We start from the raw sequence: 17,491 nt of genomic DNA, 5'->3' as shown, positions 1-17,491 counted from the left end.
AATGACAGAAACCCAGGCGCCTAAGGTGGACGCCGCCTCATTCGACTACCGGTCCAACCGGGACGTAGAAGCCCTCACTCTCCTGTTCAAGGACTACCTGTTCGAGGGCCTCGACCGCCTCGGTCACTTCCCGTCGGGGCTGCCGATCGCGAACTGGCTGAACACGGTTGTCCTCTACGTCGACGGCCAGCCCGCAGGATTCTGCGCGGCGGACCTCACCCGGTACGCCATCGAGTTGATCTACGTTGCGCCGGTCTACCGCCGTCAGGGCATAGCGCAGCGTCTGCTCGCCGACCTCCGCGACTCCTGCCCTGAGCAGATGCGCATCAAGGCGCCTCTGAGTCCAGCGTGTCAGGCCCTCGTCGAGCGGCTGGGCATACCCGTCTCGGAGCCCACGGCCGCCGAGGAAGCGAAGGGCGAGCAGGCCGTCGCGGAACTCCACGAGACGATCCGGCGCCACTGCAAGCACCCGCGCAAGGGCGCACCGCAACGGCCCTGCCGTCGCTGCTATAGGGCGCTACTGCGACGGATGTCCGTCGTCATGGTGACCGATCCGTGCGTCGCCCTGCGGCAAGCCAACCGCCTGCTCGGGCTTGCCTCGTGAACGTCGACGACGTCATAGCCGAGAAGATCGCCGCCGCTCGGGCCCGCGCCGAGGCAGCCAAGCGCCGGCGTGCAGCGTTCGCCGCCGCCCGCAACCGCGGCCTCGCCCTCCGGCACGCCGCCAAGCTCCGCAACCAGGCTTCCGCCCGCACGACGGACGGATCTGCGACTCCGACCGCCGGAGCCGCAACCGCGGGATTCAACGTGACCCCCGCGAACGACAGCGGTCCCGCCGGGACCTCTGTGGAGGACCCCGACGACGTGGTGATCGAGGTGACGGAGGCCGAGTTCCATACGGCCGTCCGCGACTCGCTCGCCCGGCTCGGCCTCACCTACGCCGAACTCGAAGACCAAGCCCGCCGCCGCGACTTCACCAGCGCCCAAGCCTAAGTCCTGTGGGTGTCCATCGGCGGCGCCGTCAACACCCAACTCCTGGAGGACCAGTGAACGATGACTTCACCGACGCCGACGCCAAGGCCATCTGCGCCGCGCTCGGCGTCAACACCAAGACGATCACCGACACGTTCGGCCGCACCCTCACCGTCATCGACGAGGAGGGCATGCGAACGCTCGCCGCTCACTCCCCGAACCCCGAGCGGGGCCAGGCCCTCGTCGACCAGATCATGGCCGCCGCCCGCGAAGCCCACGGAGGAAACCAGTGACCGAACGCACCCTCACCCCTGGCCCGCTCGCCGCGCTCACCGACGACATTCGCGACCACGGGTACGCCATCGTGCAAACCCGCATCGAACGCGTCCCGGCCCGCCTCCGCACCGAACACTGCACCGACACGGGCGGCTGCCCTCAGCTGGCCACCCTCGTGACCCTCGCCCTTGCCGAGGTCACCAACGAAGCCGACAACGCGATCGGCTTCGGCTTCGCGAGGGTCGACGACGACAGCATCCTCCGCATCCCCACGTGCGACGAGCACCGCATCGAGGCCAGCCACGACTTGTACTTCGTGCTCACGGGCCGCACCCGCCCGGACGGCATCCGCGCATTCGACGTCCTCGGCCAGCACATGAACTGGATCTGACGACACCGGCCGGGCCCGCGGATATCGGGCCCGGCCACTCCAGAACCTTACGGGAACCGTAAAGATGCAGGTCAGCCAGGTTACCCGATCGGGTAACCACACCGCAGAAGGAGTCCGCCATGTCAGGCGAGACCGTGATCACCGTCGTCGGCAACCTGGTCGACGACCCTGAACTCCGCTTCACCCCGGCCGGCGCCGCCGTCGCCAAGTTCCGTATCGCCTCCACCCCGCGCCGCTTCAACAAGACCACCAACGAGTGGGAGGACGGCGACAGCCTGTTCCTCACCTGCTCGGTGTGGAGGCAGGCCGCCGAGAACGTCGCCGAGTCCCTGAGCCGTGGCGTCCGCGTCATCGTCCAGGGCCGGTTGAAGCAGCGGTCCTACGAGGACCGCGAAGGCGTGAAGCGGACGGTGTACGAGATCGACGTCGACGAGGTCGGCGTCAGCCTCGCCCGCGCGACGGCGAAGGTCGAGAAGAACCCGGCGTCTGGAGTCCGTACCGGCGAACGGAGTCCAGACGCGGACCCGTGGGCCAACGCCAAGCCCGCCAACGGCCAGCAGCAGGGCGGCGGCTGGGGTGGCGGCCAGCAGCAGCCCGCAAACCAGCAGCCCGCCGCCCAGGGCGCTGGCTACTCCGACGAGCCCCCGTTTTGATCAAGGAAGGCGGCACGACCATGAGTGACCACGACATCCAACTGCTCGCCCTCGGCGTCACGCTCGGCATGTACCTCATGCTGCTCGTCCAGGTCGCCTTCGGGGTCCTCGACGACCGCCGCGACCGCAAGGCCGCACGCGCCGCCCAAGCCCAGCTCGAGGCCGCACGCGAAAAGGCCCGCGCGTGACCGCGTCCTGCGAGCTGTGCGGCGAGAACTCCGGCGGCCGGTACCTGTGCGAGCGGCACACCGTCCAGCTCGCCAAGCGGCTGGAGGAACTGCCCGTCCTGTACAACGAGGTCGGCGAGTGCCTCGTGCCCCGCCGGTCCGGCTGGGGCGAGATCATCGCCACGAAGGGCGCGGCAGGCCCGCAATCTCCGATCGACGAGGACGTTCTGGACACGGTGAACTGGGGCCGCGCGGCTGAGGTGCTGCGGTTGTGGCGGGTGGATGTGCAGCGGGAGCGGTGGCCGCGGCACTCGCCGCCTCCACCGCCGGCGGATCTGGCTGCGGACTGTCGATGGCTGGCGATGGAGTTGGAGTGGATCGTCGATCACTATCCGGCGATCGGGGATCTGGCGCGCGAGACGCGGGAGCTTGAGCTCCAAGCCCGGACGATCGTCGGTGATCCGGCGCCCCGGCCGCAGCGGCTCGGGACGTGTGTGGCGATCGACGGCGAGGGCGTGGTGTGCGGGGCGGTGATCTCCAGGTTGCCGGGCCAGACCCGGCTCAAGTGCCGGTGGTGCGGCTACGTGTACGCGACCGGCCAGGACTGGGCGAATCTCGAGTTCTTTCAGCCGAAGGAGGAGTCGTGCCCGAGCGGGTCGTGACGTGCCGTGTCCTGTCCGGGCGCGGCAACCAGTGCACCGGCGAGGCCGTTGACCCGGGCGCCGAATTGAAGATCTGCGCCCGGCATCTGGCGGAGGCGCAGCGGCTCATACACGCGGCGTTCCAGCGGGCGCGGAAGACCGAGGACTCTCGATGACAGCCCCTCTGGGTATCCAACAGGGTGTTGCATATAACCCCCCGTGCGATATCATCGCAGAGATGGAAGCGATCCCCTGGAGGGAGCGCCTACGTCAGGAAGACGAGTTGCTGGAACAGCTCGCCAGCCAGACGGAGGCAGCCCTCAGACGACGCGCGGAAGCCCTGAAAGACGGGTCCGCCGAGCTCGGCAGCATCTACGCCGTGGCCAACGAGATCGGCCTCAGCTGGACCGCCGTAGCAAGGGCGATCAAGAAACACACAACCCAATAGACGAGGGCCGGACGGCAGCTCTCCCAGGTGCTGGAACACCCGGGAGGCGATCGCACCGCCCGACCCTCTACCGAGCATCCTGAGCAGACCAGGAGTCGGCATGACCGATCTTTCCACGTCCGCATGCGCGGGCAACACCACCCTTCCCGTCACCGAACCGAGCGACCTCGACGTCGCGATCCGCGTCGCCCAGCAGCTGCTCGGCAGCGACAGCGTCCCCGCCCTCCGCGAGGCCCTGCGCCTCCTCCTCCGTGCACTCGACGCCGAGCCCGTCACCGAGGACGAGAAGGCCCGCCGCTTCGTCGACAGGCACTTCCCCGAGGTCGCCGCCTTCCTCGCCAACGAGCGGGGTGAAGGCCAGTGAGCACCGACCTGCCCGTGTACGGGCCGACGGAGCCGCTCGGCGACGAGGAGCACACGCCCGAGGTGATCGTGCGGGTCGACTTCCTCATGTCCCGTGAGCAGCTGGTGACGGCTCTCGGGATCGCCTGGGCGGAGATCGCCGGGGAACGCGACCCCGAGTCGCTGAGCGTCGCCGAGGTGCGGCACGAGGTCGAGGCGTGGCTGTCCGTGCAGGCGTTCCACGAGCTCGACGTGCAGATGGAGCGCGACGCGCAGCGCGTCTTCCCGCCCGAGCAGCAGCGGGCGATGGACATCCTCGCTGCGGCCGTCGACCGCGCGTATGCGGCACCTAACGCTCCGTCTACTCGGATTCGGGCAGATCTGCCCGTGCAGCAGCCCCGCTACCGCGACGGCACGGTGACGCTGCAGACCATCGACCACGGCGAGATCGTCACCGCCGAGCCCGCTTGGTGCACCGGCCACGACGACGACACCGTCGGCTACCTCGCCGACATCACCCACAACGGCCCGCCCATCACCGCCACCGCCGTGACCGCCAGCCACGGCGAAGTCGAGGTCATGCACGGCTACATCAGCCACGCACCCCACGCCGTCAAGCAGCCCGAGCCCCACCCCGTCCTGTACGTCGCCCTCGACCTCCACGCCTCCTTCGACCCGGAAGACGGGAGGCACCTCACCCACGCGCTCCGCATCGCCTCAACCCGCCTCGACCGCACCCTCGACGACCTCACCCGGCTGCGAGGTGAGAACCGATGAAGCGGCTCCGTGCCCGCCTCGGTCGTCTCTTCGGGCGGCCCCGCCGCACGCCCGGCCTCCGGGGCGCCGCCCCGCTGTGGGTGCGCGGCCTCACCGCCGGCGGACGGCCCGTCGTCCTCGGCGTCGCCCTCCTGATGTGCGCGCCCGGCGAGTACCACCTCGCCCGCAACGCCGGATGGGACGACCCGTTCTCCTACGGCATGCCGGTCGTCCTGTCCGCCTACGCGGGCATCGCGGCCGCCGTCGCCTCCACCCGACGGGCTGGCGACCGAGGACGCTGGTCCGCCATCATCGGCGCCTGCCTCGCCCTCGGCCTCGCCATGGCCGCCCAGGTCGTCTCCCACCTGATCGACACCGGGCACGTCATCGCGAACCAGCCGTTCCTGATCGCGGTCACCTCGCTGGTTCCACCGGCCGTCGTCGGACACCTGCTGCACCTCGCAGCGTCGCCGCCGGACGCCAAGGACGCCACCGCGTCCACAGCCGTCCCGAGCGTCCCTGATTCCACAAATGTGGAACTGCCCGAGCCCGTCGAGCCGCCCACCGTCACCCTCGAACGCGACACCGAGCAGGACGCCGACGGGACGCCCGAACTCCCGCCCGGGACGGACCAGGACGCCGAGGACGAGCCGCGTCCTGAGCCGCCCCTGATGACGTCCAACGATGTCGCCCGGCACTACGGCATCAAGCCGTCCACTGTGCGCAACTGGGTCGCCGACGGACGCATCCCCGTCCACTCCAAGGATGCGTCCGGCCGCAACCTGTTCCACCCCGACCAGCTGCCCGCCATCTCCGGGTCGGTGGTGCCGGTATGAAGGCGATCATCTTCGGCGCCGTCATCGGGATCCTCCTGCTCTGTCCGGCCGCGCTGTCGCTCACCGCCGACACGGCCGCCGCCCTGGCCGGACAGCCCGCCGTCCTCGCCTTCACCATCGGCGTCCTGGCCCGTCCGGCCATCGCCCGCCGCGTCCGGAGGTGGACGCCGTGAGCGAGGCCCTCGACAAGGCCGAGGCCGCCGCAAGAGAGGCCTCGATGAACACGGCCGCCGTACAGATCGCGCTCGCCGCCGTCGAGCTGGCGAAAGCCGCGCAGGCGCAGCCCACCGCCCACCCTCACGCATGCGACCACCAGCACAAGCCTGGCCGCAGCGCCGGCGAGTGGATCGGTATTGCCTGCGCCGCCTGCATCGGCGGCGTCGGCATCGCATTCGCGTCGATCGCCATCGCCATCGGCGGCATCTCGGTCGCGATCCTCGCCCTCGTCCTGCGCTCGATGTGGGCCGACTTCCAGAAGGGGAAGTGACCATGCCCAAGCCCGACGACCTCAAGTTCTCCGACTTCACCACCGGCGAAAAGGTGCGCATCGCCGCCCTGACCGCCCGCATGGGCAAGCGCGGCCTCGCCGACGACGGCACCGGCAACGTCGACATCAGCGACCTGCAGAAGCGCATCGAACGCATCGAGAAGACGGCCCTGCGCCGCAAGAACAAGAAGTAGCTACACCCCGGGGCGGCCGTCTCCCGGCCAGGACACCGGCCGCCCCGGGCCTCCCCACCCCAGCAAGAGGCAGGAAGCCCCAGCATGACCGTCCACCTGATCAAACCGCCACAGGACGCACCCTCGGACACCCAGGACGCGCCCGCCGCCGAGGCGTCCTCCACGCGTCCCGAACGCCGCCGCGCCCGCTACCTCCGCATCGCCAAAGCCGCCCTCGCCGACGAACGCGTCCGCACCACAGGACGCCTCGCCGTCCGCCACGGCTCCTACGTCCTCGGCGGGACCAAGGTCGTCGGACGCCGCATCTGGGACTCCCGCAGCACCTCCCGCTACGAGCGCATGATCCGCGCCGCCGAAGCCGCCGGCCTCCTCGACGAGGTCAAGGAATGGGAACAGCGCGCCCAGGCGTACCGGGCCGCCCGGCACCGGCGCCGCCTCGACACGCTCCAAATCATGATCCAGGCACCCAAGGCCATCGGCCTCGCCACCGCCGGCGGCACCGGCGTCCTGCTGATGCTCGGCATCCTGCTCGCCTGGGGCACCGGCGACGCCCACGACGTCCTCACCCCCATAGACACCGTCATCGACCTCGTGCGAATGCTGGCCTTCATCGGCGGCGTCATCTGGGGCCCGCTCCTGGCCGCCGCCCCCTGGATCGGCCTCACCGCCGCGTGGGCCGTCGGCCGCCACCAGCACACCGCCCCCCAGTGGGCCCTGCCCATCCAGGCCCGCGACCTCGGCGGACCCATCACCCCATCCATCGTCGTCATCGCCTTCCGAGACCTCGGGATCCCGGCCCTGCGTAAGGCCATCGACAGCATGGGCGACGTTGGCGCCGCCATGCTGTCCCCGATCAACCTGGCCGGATGCGGCGTCGAAGTCGACGTCCACCTGCCCTCCGGCGTCTCCACCAAAGAGATCCAGGCCAAGCGGCGCAGGCTCGCCGAGAACCTCAACCGGCACGAACACGAGGTGTTCATCACCATCCCGCCCGCCCCGCGCACCGTCCGCCTGTGGATCGCCGACTCCGGATCCCTCGACGAGCCCATCGGCCCGTCCCCGCTCACCCTCGACGCCGAGACTCGCGCCGACTACAAGACCGGCCGCGCCCCCTGGGGCCAGTCGCTTCGCGGCGACGCCGTGTCCATGAGCGTCTACCAGCGGCACCTGCTCATGACCGGCCTGTCCAACCAGGGCAAAACCGCCTCCCTGCGCTCGATCGCCCTCTGGCTCGCCTTCGACACGACCGTCGAGTTCTGGATCGGCGACCTCAAGGGCATCGGCGACTGGGGCATGTTCGAGGGCATCGCCAAGGTGCTCATCCAGGGCCCCACCGACGAACACGCCTGCGCCGTCACCGAGATGGCCGAGGCCGCAGTGAAGGAGATGGAACGGCGCCTCCAGGACCCGCCCGGCACCGTCCACCACCCCCTGGTCGTCATCGTCGACGAAGCCCAAGTCGCCTTCATGAACCCGCTCAAAGGCGACGACGGACGGCCCTACGGCGGCAAGAAGGCCACGTCTCGCTACTTCATGGCCTGCCGTCGACTCCACAACCAGGGCCGCGCCGTGTCCGTCACTCTGTGGCAGGGCACCCAGGACCCGACCGACGAGAACCTGCCCAAGCTGGTCCGCGAGGGCGCCCACATCCGGGCCTCGCTCGTCGTCGGCACCGAATCGCAGGCCAAGATGGCGCTCGGCGACAAGGCCGTGAACGCCGGCGCCGCCCCGCACCTCCTGCGTCAGGGCCTCGACAAGGGCACGCTGGTCGTCGCGGGCGACGGCATCGACATCCCGGCCGGGGAGCCGTCCATCACCGTCCGCACCCACTTCATCGACACCGACCCGGCCAAGGAGATCGCAGACCGGGCCCGGGCGCTCCGCGACGGTGTTGCCACCGTCCACAAACTGGAAGTCGCCCAGCCCGTCGACCACCTCGTCGACCTGGCCGCCGTCGTTGCCCACGAGAAGCGCGTGAAGACCGGCGAGGTGCTCCACCGGCTCAAGACCCGCAACCACGCCGCCTACGAACACTGGGACGGCAAACGACTCCGCGCCCTGCTCGTTGAGTACGGGGAGGACACCGGCCTGTACGACGGCTACCCCGTGGTGAAGCTGGAGAGCGTCGAGAGGGCCCTCGAACGGCGCGCGGAAGAGCTCGCAGAGGCTCAGTGACCCGGCAGTGGGCAGTGACTTTCCACTTCCAAGGCCACTGCCCCACCCCACTGGCGTTGATCAGCGCAAACGGCGATCAAGTGAGGCGGTGAGGCCGCTTGCAAGGTCCTTCGGGGACCTCGCAAACGGCCTCTCTGGCGTCCACCACAGCCTCACTCACTGCCCCTTGCACACGACCAGCGAGACGCGTCGACGGACGCAGATACAGAATGTGCCAGCACGGAACCTGGAGGGAAAAATGAGCAGACCACGCGGCATCACCAGATTCGCCATCACCATTGCGATCGCCACCTCAGTGCTCGCAGCGTGCTCGGGCGACGACAAGGACAAAGCACTCGAACTTGCCCGGGAAGCCTGCAACATGGAGTTCCCCGACGTCAGCGGAGACCCCCTGACGGATGCCGCCGCCCGGCAAGATTCACGAGACAAGATCTTGCCCCGCATGGACAAGGCCGCCGACAAGGCCGCCCAAGCTGCCCGCCTCGACGACACATGGCAGCCTCTCGCCACAGCCTTCAACAACACCGCAGAACTCGTCTCAGTCACCCTCGAACTCGGCGACCTGCGGGAAACCAAGATCGGCCCCGGCTACAGCAGCCCAGACGATGTCGACAAGGACAACCGCCTGAGCGAACAGCACACCGCGCTAAGCAACAACCTGAACAACCCCACCGTGGAAGGCGAGTGCCGCAAGACGACCGGGTCTTAGCCGATCGGCGCATCATGGGGCCATGGAGTCGCAGATGATCCGGCCCGGCCACCTCACCGCCCACCAGACCGCCCAGCAACTCGGCATCACCCTCGGCGCCCTCCGCCAGCTCGTCTACCGAGGCCACCTCACCCGGTCCGGCGGCAGCCCCCGGCAGCCCTGGTACGCCTTCCCCGACGTCGCAGCGCTCGCCGCCAGACGCCGCGAACGTCAGTCCGCTTGACCGCAGGTCAGACGGTGTGTGACGATCCGGGTGTACAACTGTGCCCTCAACCGGCACCACAGACACACACGAAGCCCCGGCGCGGCCCCCAGCCCCCGGGGCTTCGTCGTGCCACCAAGCGGTCACAACACGGCCACACGGTCCCCGCGAGGCCACCGCGCGGCGCATGATGCCCCCTCAGCACAGAACGTCCTTGGGGGGACCATGCGCACCCGTACAGCCCTTCCTGCCGTCCTGCTCGCCGCTGCAACCGCCACCACCGGCTGCAGCAGCGACAGCGAACCCGCAGCGAGCAACAAGACCACTCCCGCGGCCACGAAGACCACCAGCGCACCGACCCCGTCCCAGTCGACACCGGCCGCTCCCAGGGCCATCGGACAGACCCTCACATTCACCGGCGACGACGGCGTCACCTTCGACGTGACCGTCATGGGCTACGAGCAGGACGTCGCCAAGAACTCCGTCTCCGCCGACGAAGAGTTCGACACCAACGGCTACGTCTGGGCAGCCGTCGACATCAGGGCCTGCCTCAAGAAGGGCAAGGCCGGCGTCACCCGCTACCCCTGGGCCCTCGCCTACGCCGACGGCGCCCGCATCGAGCCCAGCAGCGTCACCTACGACGACTTCCCCAGGCCCGAGTACCCCTACGAAGCCGAGATGAAGGCAGGCGAGTGCGTGCGCGGGAAGACCGTCTTCCCCGTCCCCGGCGACCAGCGGCCCGAACGCATCCTCTACACGGCCGACAGCCTCCCCGAGACCGCCGAGTGGGCCGTGCCCAAGGAGTGACCGGAGGTGGCGCCCGTGGCCGGTAACCCCCGCAACGGGCGCCCCTACCGCCGCCTCTGCGAGCAACAGCGTGCCCTCGGCCTCCCCTGCTGGTGGTGCGGCCGCCCCATCCGCTACGACATCACCGGCCCCCTCGCCGGCCGCCACCGCGACGCCTTCACCCTCGACCACGCCGTCCCCCTCTCACGCGGCGGCAACCTCCTCGACCCCGCCAACGCCCGCAGCGCGCACCGCCGCTGCAACTCGGCCCGCGGTAACCGCACCGACCACCAGCGCCAGCCGGTACGGTCCTCACGGAGGTGGTGAGGCCATGGCGGGCATGGATGAGCTGGTGCGGTGGCTCGGTGAGCAGCTCGACGAGGATGAGCGGATCGCTCGCGCGGCGACATGGTGCGAGGACGCGGCCGCGTGGCATGCCGAACCGTCGCCCTTCGGCGCCCGAGATGGCGGCCAACGCTGGTACATCGAGGATGCGATGGATGACGGCGTGGTCACGCACGTCGATCCGGTGGCGTCGGATGACGAGGGCGTGGCCCGGCACATCGCGGAGTGGGATCCGGCTCGGGTGCTGCGCGAGATCGACGCCAAGCGGGAGCTGCTACGCCGGTACGAGGCGATGGCGGCGGACGTCCTGGTGCTCACGAGCGGTGTGCAGGAGATCCTGTCGGAGTACCGGCGCGTCATCCTGCCGAGCCTCGCAGCCGGGTACAGCGACCGGCCCGGCTACCGCGAGGAGTGGCGGCCGTAGCTGCGGAGGTGACGCCGTGCTGTACGTCGTGACCGGCCCGCCGGCCTCCGGTAAGTCCAACTGGATCGAGGCTCGTGCCCGGCCCACTGACATCGTCATCGACTTGGACCGCATCACCCAGGCCCTGATGGGCCCCGGCGCCCCCGCCTGGTCCCAACACCCCACCGCCATGAAGGTGGCGCACCGCGCCCGGTACGCCGCCATCGACGAGGCCGTGAAGCACCTCGACGAGGTCGACGTCTACCTGATCCACACCATGCCAAGCCCCAGGTGGCTGGCCCGGTACCGGCGCCACGGTGCCGAGGTCGTCGCGGTCGACCCGGGCAAGGACGTGGTGATGCAGCGCATCCGGGACATGCGCGCACCAGGACTACAGGCTGTGGCTACACGCTGGTACGCACAGCGGGCCAAGCGAGGTAGCGAGCACAAAGTCACGCGGCAGTCGTCACGGACCTGGTGACCTGCTGTCGGCGATAGCACCCCAGCAAGCCCTCCGAGTCACCCGGCGAAGCGCGATCGGCGGTGCTCGGCATGGGAGGCCGGCGCCCTCGCCCTGGGTGACGCGACGCCATCAGGGCAGGCAGAGCAGTGATTGTCAGCCGATCGAGTCGGGAGGGAGGGGGGCCCGAACCCATCGTGAAATTGGGAGGACCGGGCGACCCAAACGCCCTTGTCGCCCGATTTTTTGCGCGGCGATTTTGAAAGATCAATTCGCGCGAACTCGGTTCGACCGTTTTAGCGGCCGTCACTCTGCGTGATGTGACGCTGCGTCACCACCGGGGGTGATCATGAGCGTCGCCGACAAGATCGCCGCCGAGCTTGACGATCTTCACGCGGACGAGACTTCGCCCGGAATGGCGGCCGTCGCCCGCGACCTCGCCAAGGCGATCGACGACTCGGACGCCCCGACCGCCAAGGCCGTTGTCGCCGACAAGCTCCGCTCGATCATGGCCGACCTCCGCAAGCTCGCCCCCGTCGGGGAGAAGGGGGACGCCGTCGATGACATTGCTGAGCAGCGAGAGAAGCGCCGCGCCGCCGCCCGAGAGCAGGCCGCCGAGGGCTGACGGCCGCGTGTACGGCTGGCAGGAACCGCCGATCCAGACGGCGCCTCCGTCGGTGACGAGCGCTGGCCAGGAGGCCATCGACCTGGCCGCCAAGGCGGGCCTGCACCTGGACCCGTGGCAGCAGTACGTGCTGCGCGTCGGCATGGGCGAGCAGGCAGACGGCAGCTGGTCGTCGTTCGAGGTAGCGGTCAACGTGCCGCGGCAGAACGGCAAGGGCGGGATCATCGAAGCCCGCGAGCTGTGGGGCTTGTTCATCGGTGGCGAGCAGCTCATCCTGCACTCGGCGCACGAGTTCAAAACGGCGAAGGCCGCGTACAAGCGGATCGAGCGCCTCATCCGTGGATGCCCTGACCTGCATAAACGCGTGAAGATCTACCGCAAGACGGTAGGCGACGAGGGTATCGAGTTGCACTCCGGGCAGGAGTTGCGGTTCATCGCCCGCAGCAAGGGCAGCGGACGCGGCTTCACCGGTGACTGCAACATCCTCGACGAGGACATGATCCTTGGTGACGACGCGATGGACGCGCTGCTGCCGACGATGGCGGCCATCGAGGATCCGCAGATCTGGTACCTGGGCAGCGCCGGTATCGGCGCGCCCTCTGTTCAGCTGGCCCGGCTACGGAAACGGGCCCTGGCGGCGATCGAAGCTGGCGTGCCGGACCCGTCGCTGGCGTACTTCGAGTGGTCGGCGGACCTGCACGTCAAGGAGTGCCCGCGGGACTGCACAGCCCATGACGACGCGGCATCCGACAAGGCGGTCATGAAATCGAACCCGGCGCTCGGTTACCGGCTGACGCTGGCAAAGGTGGCCAACGAGCGGGCCACGCAGAGCAAGGAGGGGTACGCGCGCGAGCGCCTTGGCCAGGGCGAGTATCCGTCGGAAGAGGGCGACGCCTGGGCGGTCATCGGCAAGGACGCGTGGGATGCCTTGGCCGACGACGAGAGCGCTGCGGAGGACCCGGTGGCGTTCGCCATCGACGTCACCCCGGAGCGGTCGCACGCATCGATCTGTGTGGCCGGCCGCCGCGGTGACACGGCTGCCGTACACGTCGAAGTCGTCGACAACCGGCCGGGTACGGACTGGGTGGCCAAGCGTGCACGTGAGCTGACGAAGAAGTGGGGGCCGCGCTGCTGGGTCATCGACCCGGGCAGCCCGGCCGGCTCGCTCATCAAGGACGTGGCGGACGAGCTGAAGGTCGATCCGGAAGAAGAGGTCGACGAGGACGAAGAGCCGCGGTTGCTGGCTCCGATCGTGCAGACGAAGACCCGGGACGTCGTCCAGGCCACCGGCCAATTCTACGACGCGGTGGCAGCGGGCCGCATCTCGCATCTCGACAATGCTCCGCTCGCGACGGCGTTGGCGGGCGCGCGGAAGCGGGACTTGGGCGAGTCGTGGGCGTGGGCCCGCCGATCCCTTGGCGTGGACATCACGCCGCTGGTGGGCGTGACGCTGGCCCGCTGGGGCGTCTTCGTCGAGATCGAAGAGCCGGAGGAGGAGGTGGAACCGTGGGCCGAGTTCGGCTGACGCGCGCGGGCTGGTCCCGGGCGGGCGTGCTGACGGGCGGGGGGATGATCACCGCTGGTGTGTGGGTCGGTATCGGCCTCGCGGCCGGCCTGATGGTCGGGGGGATGCTGCTCGTGGCGTACTGCCTCTTCCTGGCTGACACGGACGGGGGTAGCCCGTGACGAGCCTGTGGCAGCGTTCCCGTCGCCCCCGGTCTGGCACCCGGAACATCGCGACGATCGACGATTATGCGGCCGCTCTGCAGGCGTCGCTGGGCTACGGCGGGTTCTCCGCCCTGGGCATCACCCAGTCGCAGCCCGGCCAAGCCGCCGAGAAAGCGCCCACGGACCTTCCCGGGTACGCGACGTTGTTCGCGACGAACCCCGTGATCTGGGCATGCATGGTGGCCCGCATGTCGGTGTTCTCGGCGCCGCGGTTCACGTGGCAGCGGTTGAACAACGGCACACCCAGCGAGATGTTCGGCACGCAGGATCTGCGGTTGCTGGAGACGCCGTGGGCGGGCGGGACGACGCAGGATCTCCTGTCACGGGTCATCCAGGACGCCGACTTGGCTGGCAACAGCTACTGGACCGAGCACGAGAACGAAGCCGTGCGGATGCGGCCGGACTGGGTGCAGATCGTCCTTGAGCGGCGCCGGCATCCGCACGGCGGTGATCTGGGGTGGCGCCGGTTCGGTTACTGGTATCAGGAACCGGGCGCTGAGCCGGTGTTCCTGTGGCCGGAGGAAGTGGCGCACTTCGCGCCGGTCCCGGACCCTCTGGCGACGTTCCGCGGCATGTCGTGGCTGACGCCGGTTCTGCGGGAGACGCAGAACGACAACCTGATGGCCGCGCACAAGCAGAAGTACTTCGAGAACGCCGCCACGCCGAACCTGGTGGTCCGGCTGGCACGCGAGGTCACCCCAGAGGCTTTCGCCAAGTTCAAGGCGAAGATGGAGTCGTCGCACCGCGGGGTGGAGAACGCCTACAAGACGCTCTACTTGGGCGGCGGCGCCGACGTGACGGTGGTCGGCTCCGACTTCCAGCAGATGGACTTCAGCAGCGTGCAGGGCGCTGGAGAGACCCGCATCGCGTCGGCGGCCGGAGTGCCCTCGATCATCGTTGGCCTGTCGGAAGGGCTGAAGGCCGCCACCTACTCGAACTACGGGCAGGCGCGCCGCCGGTTCGCGGACGGCACGATCCACCCGCTGTGGCAGAACGCGGCGGGTTCCTTCGCCCCGCTGGTGACACCGCCGGGAAGCGGCTCGGGCGCGGTGCGGCTCTGGTACGACGCCCGGCACGTTCCGTTTCTTCGCGAGGACGCCCGGGACGCTGCGGAGATCCAGGGTGTGCAGTCCCGCACGATCCGCACCCTCGTCGACGCCGGGTACACCCCGGCGTCCGTCATGGCCGCTGTGACCGCGAACGACTGGGCGTTGCTGGACCACACCGGCCTGTTCTCCGTGCAGCTGCAGAAACCCGGCTCTGCCGAGGATCCCCCGATTCCCGCTCCGACCGAGGAGGGTTCCTGATGCCCCTGACCGCTGCGGTGCGGGACCTGGAGAGGTCCGTACCGTTCCAGCTAGTCCGCGCCGACGGTGACGAGGAGGGCGACGGCCGGACCCTGTCCGGGTACGCGGCCCTCTTCGGCACGCCCACCGAGATCAACTCCTGGGAAGGCACGTTCACCGAGACCATCCGCAAGGGCGCCTTCAAGAAGACGATCCGCGAGCAGACCCCGGTCATGCAGTTCGACCACGGCCGGCACCCGCTCATCGGCTCCATTCCGATCGGCGCGATCAGCGACCTGCGCGAGGACGACCAGGGCCTCTACGTCGAGGGCCGCATCACCGACAACTGGCTGATGCAGCCGGTCCGCGACGCCATCGCCGAGAAGTCCGTGAACGGCATGAGCTTCCGGTTCGAGGTGGTGCGTGAGGAGTGGCGCGACGTCAACGGCAAGCTGGTCAAGCCCGAGGAGGTCTACGACCTGCTGTGGATGCCGGGCGACCGCGGGCCCCTGCAGCGCGAGCTGATCGAGCTGAAGTGCCGCGAGCTCGGCCCTGTCGTCTTCCCGGCCTACGCGGGCACCAGCGTGTCCGTGCGCGCCAGGGACGTTGCCGACGGCCTGGCCCACGACGACGAGATGACCCGCCGCATCCGCCACTCCCTCGCCCGTGACGCCGCTACGCCGTCCGTCCCGGACGATCCGGAGCTGCGCCGCGAGGTCGCCACCGCCCTGCTCTACCAGCGGGCCGGAAACCCGCTGGGAGGACGGCAGATCGTCGTGGACCTCAGCGGAGTCACCAACGACCCGGAGGCCATCGCACGCACCGTGCGAGAGGCCATCCGTGCCAGCAAACCGGCCGCGCCGCCCGCCAACGGGCACCCGGCCGCCGACCGTTCCACCGGCGCGCCGCTCACTCCAGAGCACCCGCCCACCCCGAGCACCACTGACGCGCCGCCCGCCGATGGGCACCCGTCGCCCTCCGACCGCACAGTCCGCATGCGCTCTCAGCTGGCCGAAATCGGCGAGCTGATGGACGGCGTACTGGCGTCCATCGACACTCCGAAGGAGACCGGCTGATGCCCAAGCTTCAGCTCTCGCACGGCCAGGCGGTCATCCGCCTGCGCGACATCCGCGCCCAGCTCGAAGAGCTGGAGAAGCGCGACAGCCTCACCACCGAGGACGAGCAGACCTTCGACGAACTCACCCGCGAGTTCGCCGAGGTCGACGACCACCGCCGCCAGCTAGAGCGCCGAAGCGCCCTGGAGCGCGTCCGTGCTGCCACCCAGGCCACCGACCGGCAGCCGCCCGCCCTGGGCATCGAGCGGGGCACGCCGCAGGGCAGCGGCAGCGCCTACGACCTCGACCCGATCCTCAACCCGGACTCGGTCGAGGACCGCCGATTCCGCAACCCGTGGGACCTCGGCGAGATGCGCACCTTCAACCGGTCCCCCGAGGACCTCGGCCAGGAGCTGCGGGCCCGCGCGCTGTGCGCGGTCGAGAAGATGGCCGGCGCGAACGACCGCATCCGGGCGGCATCGACGGACATCATTGAGGCCTGGGACGACAAGCGGGGCACCATCGCCCGCATGTGCCTGGCGACGTCCTCCCCGGAGTACATGCGCGCCTGGTCCAAGCTGGCCCGCGGCAAGAGCCACATGGTCACCCCCGAGGAGCAGCACGCCCTCGAGCGCGCGATGTCCCTCACGGACAACCAGGGCGGCTACCTGGTGCCGTTCCAGCTCGACCCGACGATCATCATCACGGCGAACGGGTCGATCAACCAGATCCGCCAGGTGGCCCGGCAGGTCGTCGCCACCGGCGACGTGTGGAACGGCGTGTCGGCCGGCGCCGTGTCGTGGCGGTGGGCGGCGGAGAACTCGGAGGCGGGCGACAACGCTCCGGCCTTCGGACAGCCCACCGTGCCGGTGCACAAGGCGGACGGCTTTGTGCCGATTTCCATCGAGGCGATGGACGACGCCGACAACGTGACCACCGAGGTGGGCAAGCTCCTGGCGTTCGGCAAGGACACCCTGGAGGCCTCCGCCCTCGCCGTCGGTACCGGCGTGGGCCAGCCCACGGGCATCGTCACCGCGCTCACCGGCACCTCGTCGATCGTCACCTCGACGACCGCCGACACCTTCGCGTCCGGCGACGTCTACAAGACGGACACCGCCCTTCCGGGCCGGTACCGGCCGAACGCGGCTTGGCTGGCCAACCGCGGCATCTACAACGCCATCCGCCAGTTCGACAGCTCCGGCGGCACGAACCTGTGGGAGCGCATCGGCGCTGACGTCCCCCCGCTGCTCCTGGGCCGCAAGGCCCTGGAATCGGAGGACATGGACGGCGTCGTCACCGCGGCGGCCGAGAACTACGTGGCCGTGTACGGCGACTTCGACAACTACGTCATCGCCGACCGCATCGGAATGAGCATCGAGTTCCTGCCGCACCTGGTGGGCGCCAACCGCCGGCCGACCGGCCAGCGCGGCTGGTACGCCTGGTACCGGGTCGGCGCCGATTCGGTGAACGACGGCGCGTTCCGCATGCTCAACGTCACCTGATCCAGCCCGCCCTACGGCCGGAGAACCCCGTGGTTCTCCGGCCGTCCGCATC

28 protein-coding genes are annotated in these 17,491 nt (G+C 69.5%); all 28 read left to right on the top strand.

The genetic code is table 11. The features are described 5' to 3' along the window. The first annotated feature begins 1 nt into the window (after position 1). Positions 2 to 604, top strand: a complete 603-nt coding sequence (locus tag ABT063_RS02200) for a GNAT family N-acetyltransferase (protein ID WP_351055137.1) — start codon at positions 2 to 4, stop codon at positions 602 to 604. Then, positions 601 to 993, top strand: coding sequence for a hypothetical protein (locus ABT063_RS02195; RefSeq protein WP_351055136.1), 393 nt, complete (start codon positions 601 to 603; stop codon positions 991 to 993). The genes ABT063_RS02200 and ABT063_RS02195 overlap by 4 nt, the downstream gene beginning before the upstream one ends. 53 nt (positions 994 to 1,046) lie before the next feature. After that, positions 1,047 to 1,265, top strand: coding sequence for a BRO-N domain-containing protein (locus tag ABT063_RS02190; protein ID WP_351055135.1), 219 nt, complete (start codon positions 1,047 to 1,049; stop codon positions 1,263 to 1,265). Next, the gene (locus ABT063_RS02185) at positions 1,262 to 1,639 is read left to right on the top strand and encodes a hypothetical protein (RefSeq protein ID WP_351055134.1); all 378 of its coding nucleotides are present in this window, start codon (positions 1,262 to 1,264) and stop codon (positions 1,637 to 1,639) included. Before ABT063_RS02190 ends, ABT063_RS02185 begins: the two co-directional genes overlap by 4 nt. Positions 1,640 to 1,758: 119 nt before the next feature. Continuing rightward, positions 1,759 to 2,292, top strand: coding sequence for a single-stranded DNA-binding protein (locus tag ABT063_RS02180; protein WP_351055133.1), 534 nt, complete (start codon positions 1,759 to 1,761; stop codon positions 2,290 to 2,292). Positions 2,293 to 2,312: 20 nt separating this feature from the next. Next, entirely contained in the window at positions 2,313 to 2,480 is a 168-nt protein-coding gene (locus ABT063_RS02175; RefSeq protein WP_351055132.1) for a hypothetical protein, read from the top strand. Further along, on the top strand, positions 2,477 to 3,121 hold the full coding sequence (locus ABT063_RS02170) for a hypothetical protein (RefSeq protein WP_351055131.1): 645 nt from the start codon (positions 2,477 to 2,479) through the stop codon (positions 3,119 to 3,121). Before ABT063_RS02175 ends, ABT063_RS02170 begins: the two co-directional genes overlap by 4 nt. Then, positions 3,103 to 3,276 (top strand): hypothetical protein, encoded by a 174-nt coding sequence (locus tag ABT063_RS02165; protein ID WP_351055130.1) that lies wholly within the window; start codon positions 3,103 to 3,105, stop codon positions 3,274 to 3,276. The genes ABT063_RS02170 and ABT063_RS02165 overlap by 19 nt, the downstream gene beginning before the upstream one ends. 62 nt (positions 3,277 to 3,338) lie before the next feature. Further along, positions 3,339 to 3,548: a hypothetical protein gene (locus tag ABT063_RS02160; protein ID WP_351055129.1), complete on the top strand. Its 210-nt coding sequence runs from the start codon at positions 3,339 to 3,341 to the stop codon at positions 3,546 to 3,548. A gap of 100 nt (positions 3,549 to 3,648) precedes the next feature. Further along, positions 3,649 to 3,912 (top strand): hypothetical protein, encoded by a 264-nt coding sequence (locus ABT063_RS02155; RefSeq protein WP_351055128.1) that lies wholly within the window; start codon positions 3,649 to 3,651, stop codon positions 3,910 to 3,912. After that, complete coding sequence (locus ABT063_RS02150; RefSeq protein ID WP_351055127.1) at positions 3,909 to 4,667, top strand: DUF6907 domain-containing protein; 759 nt, start codon at positions 3,909 to 3,911, stop codon at positions 4,665 to 4,667. Before ABT063_RS02155 ends, ABT063_RS02150 begins: the two co-directional genes overlap by 4 nt. Continuing rightward, positions 4,664 to 5,482: a helix-turn-helix domain-containing protein gene (locus ABT063_RS02145; RefSeq protein WP_351055126.1), complete on the top strand. Its 819-nt coding sequence runs from the start codon at positions 4,664 to 4,666 to the stop codon at positions 5,480 to 5,482. The genes ABT063_RS02150 and ABT063_RS02145 overlap by 4 nt, the downstream gene beginning before the upstream one ends. Next, a complete protein-coding gene (locus tag ABT063_RS02140; RefSeq protein ID WP_351055125.1) occupies positions 5,479 to 5,655 on the top strand; it encodes a hypothetical protein in 177 nt (58 codons plus the stop codon). Before ABT063_RS02145 ends, ABT063_RS02140 begins: the two co-directional genes overlap by 4 nt. After that, positions 5,652 to 5,969, top strand: coding sequence for a hypothetical protein (locus ABT063_RS02135; protein WP_351055124.1), 318 nt, complete (start codon positions 5,652 to 5,654; stop codon positions 5,967 to 5,969). The genes ABT063_RS02140 and ABT063_RS02135 overlap by 4 nt, the downstream gene beginning before the upstream one ends. Before the next feature lie 2 nt (positions 5,970 to 5,971). Beyond that, positions 5,972 to 6,163, top strand: a complete 192-nt coding sequence (locus ABT063_RS02130) for a DUF6257 family protein (protein ID WP_351055123.1) — start codon at positions 5,972 to 5,974, stop codon at positions 6,161 to 6,163. An 84-nt stretch (positions 6,164 to 6,247) separates the two neighbouring features. After that, positions 6,248 to 8,338: an ATP-binding protein gene (locus tag ABT063_RS02125; RefSeq protein ID WP_351055122.1), complete on the top strand. Its 2,091-nt coding sequence runs from the start codon at positions 6,248 to 6,250 to the stop codon at positions 8,336 to 8,338. Between the two features lie 238 nt (positions 8,339 to 8,576). Then, on the top strand, positions 8,577 to 9,047 hold the full coding sequence (locus tag ABT063_RS02120) for a hypothetical protein (RefSeq protein ID WP_351055121.1): 471 nt from the start codon (positions 8,577 to 8,579) through the stop codon (positions 9,045 to 9,047). Between the two features lie 22 nt (positions 9,048 to 9,069). Further along, positions 9,070 to 9,270 carry a hypothetical protein gene (locus ABT063_RS02115; RefSeq protein ID WP_351055120.1) on the top strand — a complete coding sequence of 67 codons (201 nt, stop codon included), beginning with the start codon at positions 9,070 to 9,072 and terminating at the stop codon, positions 9,268 to 9,270. A 204-nt stretch (positions 9,271 to 9,474) separates the two neighbouring features. Then, the gene (locus tag ABT063_RS02110; RefSeq protein WP_351055119.1) at positions 9,475 to 10,056 is read left to right on the top strand and encodes a hypothetical protein; all 582 of its coding nucleotides are present in this window, start codon (positions 9,475 to 9,477) and stop codon (positions 10,054 to 10,056) included. 15 nt (positions 10,057 to 10,071) lie between these two features. Beyond that, on the top strand, positions 10,072 to 10,362 hold the full coding sequence (locus ABT063_RS02105) for an HNH endonuclease (RefSeq protein ID WP_351055118.1): 291 nt from the start codon (positions 10,072 to 10,074) through the stop codon (positions 10,360 to 10,362). A gap of 4 nt (positions 10,363 to 10,366) precedes the next feature. Then, positions 10,367 to 10,804: a DUF6221 family protein gene (locus ABT063_RS02100; protein WP_351055117.1), complete on the top strand. Its 438-nt coding sequence runs from the start codon at positions 10,367 to 10,369 to the stop codon at positions 10,802 to 10,804. Between the two features lie 16 nt (positions 10,805 to 10,820). Next, positions 10,821 to 11,264 carry an ATP-binding protein gene (locus tag ABT063_RS02095; RefSeq protein WP_351055116.1) on the top strand — a complete coding sequence of 148 codons (444 nt, stop codon included), beginning with the start codon at positions 10,821 to 10,823 and terminating at the stop codon, positions 11,262 to 11,264. 328 nt (positions 11,265 to 11,592) lie between these two features. Continuing rightward, positions 11,593 to 11,868: a hypothetical protein gene (locus ABT063_RS02090; protein ID WP_351055115.1), complete on the top strand. Its 276-nt coding sequence runs from the start codon at positions 11,593 to 11,595 to the stop codon at positions 11,866 to 11,868. 127 nt (positions 11,869 to 11,995) lie between these two features. Continuing rightward, positions 11,996 to 13,393: a terminase large subunit domain-containing protein gene (locus ABT063_RS02085; RefSeq protein ID WP_351055114.1), complete on the top strand. Its 1,398-nt coding sequence runs from the start codon at positions 11,996 to 11,998 to the stop codon at positions 13,391 to 13,393. Next, positions 13,375 to 13,554: a hypothetical protein gene (locus ABT063_RS02080; protein WP_351055113.1), complete on the top strand. Its 180-nt coding sequence runs from the start codon at positions 13,375 to 13,377 to the stop codon at positions 13,552 to 13,554. The genes ABT063_RS02085 and ABT063_RS02080 overlap by 19 nt, the downstream gene beginning before the upstream one ends. Beyond that, a complete protein-coding gene (locus ABT063_RS02075) occupies positions 13,551 to 14,903 on the top strand; it encodes a phage portal protein (protein WP_351055112.1) in 1,353 nt (450 codons plus the stop codon). Before ABT063_RS02080 ends, ABT063_RS02075 begins: the two co-directional genes overlap by 4 nt. Next, the gene (locus ABT063_RS02070; protein WP_351055111.1) at positions 14,903 to 15,958 is read left to right on the top strand and encodes an HK97 family phage prohead protease; all 1,056 of its coding nucleotides are present in this window, start codon (positions 14,903 to 14,905) and stop codon (positions 15,956 to 15,958) included. The genes ABT063_RS02075 and ABT063_RS02070 overlap by 1 nt, the downstream gene beginning before the upstream one ends. Further along, positions 15,958 to 17,439, top strand: a complete 1,482-nt coding sequence (locus tag ABT063_RS02065; protein WP_351055110.1) for a phage major capsid protein — start codon at positions 15,958 to 15,960, stop codon at positions 17,437 to 17,439. The genes ABT063_RS02070 and ABT063_RS02065 overlap by 1 nt, the downstream gene beginning before the upstream one ends. Positions 17,440 to 17,491 lie beyond the last annotated feature (52 nt).

It is taken from the genome of Streptomyces sp. NPDC002838, from assembly GCF_040295365.1.
Classification (GTDB): domain Bacteria; phylum Actinomycetota; class Actinomycetes; order Streptomycetales; family Streptomycetaceae; genus Streptomyces.
The sequence above is the reverse complement of the archived record's forward strand: the minus strand, read 5'-3'. Positions and strand labels throughout refer to the sequence as shown.

Bases quoted from the DNA above. Each gene is read 5' to 3' on its own strand.
- ABT063_RS02200 (WP_351055137.1), top strand. From the start codon at position 2: ATGACAGAAACCCAGGCGCCTAAGGTGGACGCCGCCTCATTCGACTAC.
- ABT063_RS02180 (WP_351055133.1), top strand. From the start codon at position 1,759: ATGTCAGGCGAGACCGTGATCACCGTCGTCGGCAACCTGGTCGACGAC.
- ABT063_RS02175 (WP_351055132.1), top strand. From the start codon at position 2,313: ATGAGTGACCACGACATCCAACTGCTCGCCCTCGGCGTCACGCTCGGC.
- ABT063_RS02160 (WP_351055129.1), top strand. From the start codon at position 3,339: ATGGAAGCGATCCCCTGGAGGGAGCGCCTACGTCAGGAAGACGAGTTG.
- ABT063_RS02155 (WP_351055128.1), top strand. From the start codon at position 3,649: ATGACCGATCTTTCCACGTCCGCATGCGCGGGCAACACCACCCTTCCC.
- ABT063_RS02145 (WP_351055126.1), top strand. From the start codon at position 4,664: ATGAAGCGGCTCCGTGCCCGCCTCGGTCGTCTCTTCGGGCGGCCCCGC.
- ABT063_RS02140 (WP_351055125.1), top strand. From the start codon at position 5,479: ATGAAGGCGATCATCTTCGGCGCCGTCATCGGGATCCTCCTGCTCTGT.
- ABT063_RS02130 (WP_351055123.1), top strand. From the start codon at position 5,972: ATGCCCAAGCCCGACGACCTCAAGTTCTCCGACTTCACCACCGGCGAA.
- ABT063_RS02125 (WP_351055122.1), top strand. From the start codon at position 6,248: ATGACCGTCCACCTGATCAAACCGCCACAGGACGCACCCTCGGACACC.
- ABT063_RS02120 (WP_351055121.1), top strand. From the start codon at position 8,577: ATGAGCAGACCACGCGGCATCACCAGATTCGCCATCACCATTGCGATC.
- ABT063_RS02115 (WP_351055120.1), top strand. From the start codon at position 9,070: ATGGAGTCGCAGATGATCCGGCCCGGCCACCTCACCGCCCACCAGACC.
- ABT063_RS02110 (WP_351055119.1), top strand. From the start codon at position 9,475: ATGCGCACCCGTACAGCCCTTCCTGCCGTCCTGCTCGCCGCTGCAACC.
- ABT063_RS02100 (WP_351055117.1), top strand. From the start codon at position 10,367: ATGGCGGGCATGGATGAGCTGGTGCGGTGGCTCGGTGAGCAGCTCGAC.
- ABT063_RS02090 (WP_351055115.1), top strand. From the start codon at position 11,593: ATGAGCGTCGCCGACAAGATCGCCGCCGAGCTTGACGATCTTCACGCG.
- ABT063_RS02070 (WP_351055111.1), top strand. From the start codon at position 14,903: ATGCCCCTGACCGCTGCGGTGCGGGACCTGGAGAGGTCCGTACCGTTC.
- ABT063_RS02065 (WP_351055110.1), top strand. From the start codon at position 15,958: ATGCCCAAGCTTCAGCTCTCGCACGGCCAGGCGGTCATCCGCCTGCGC.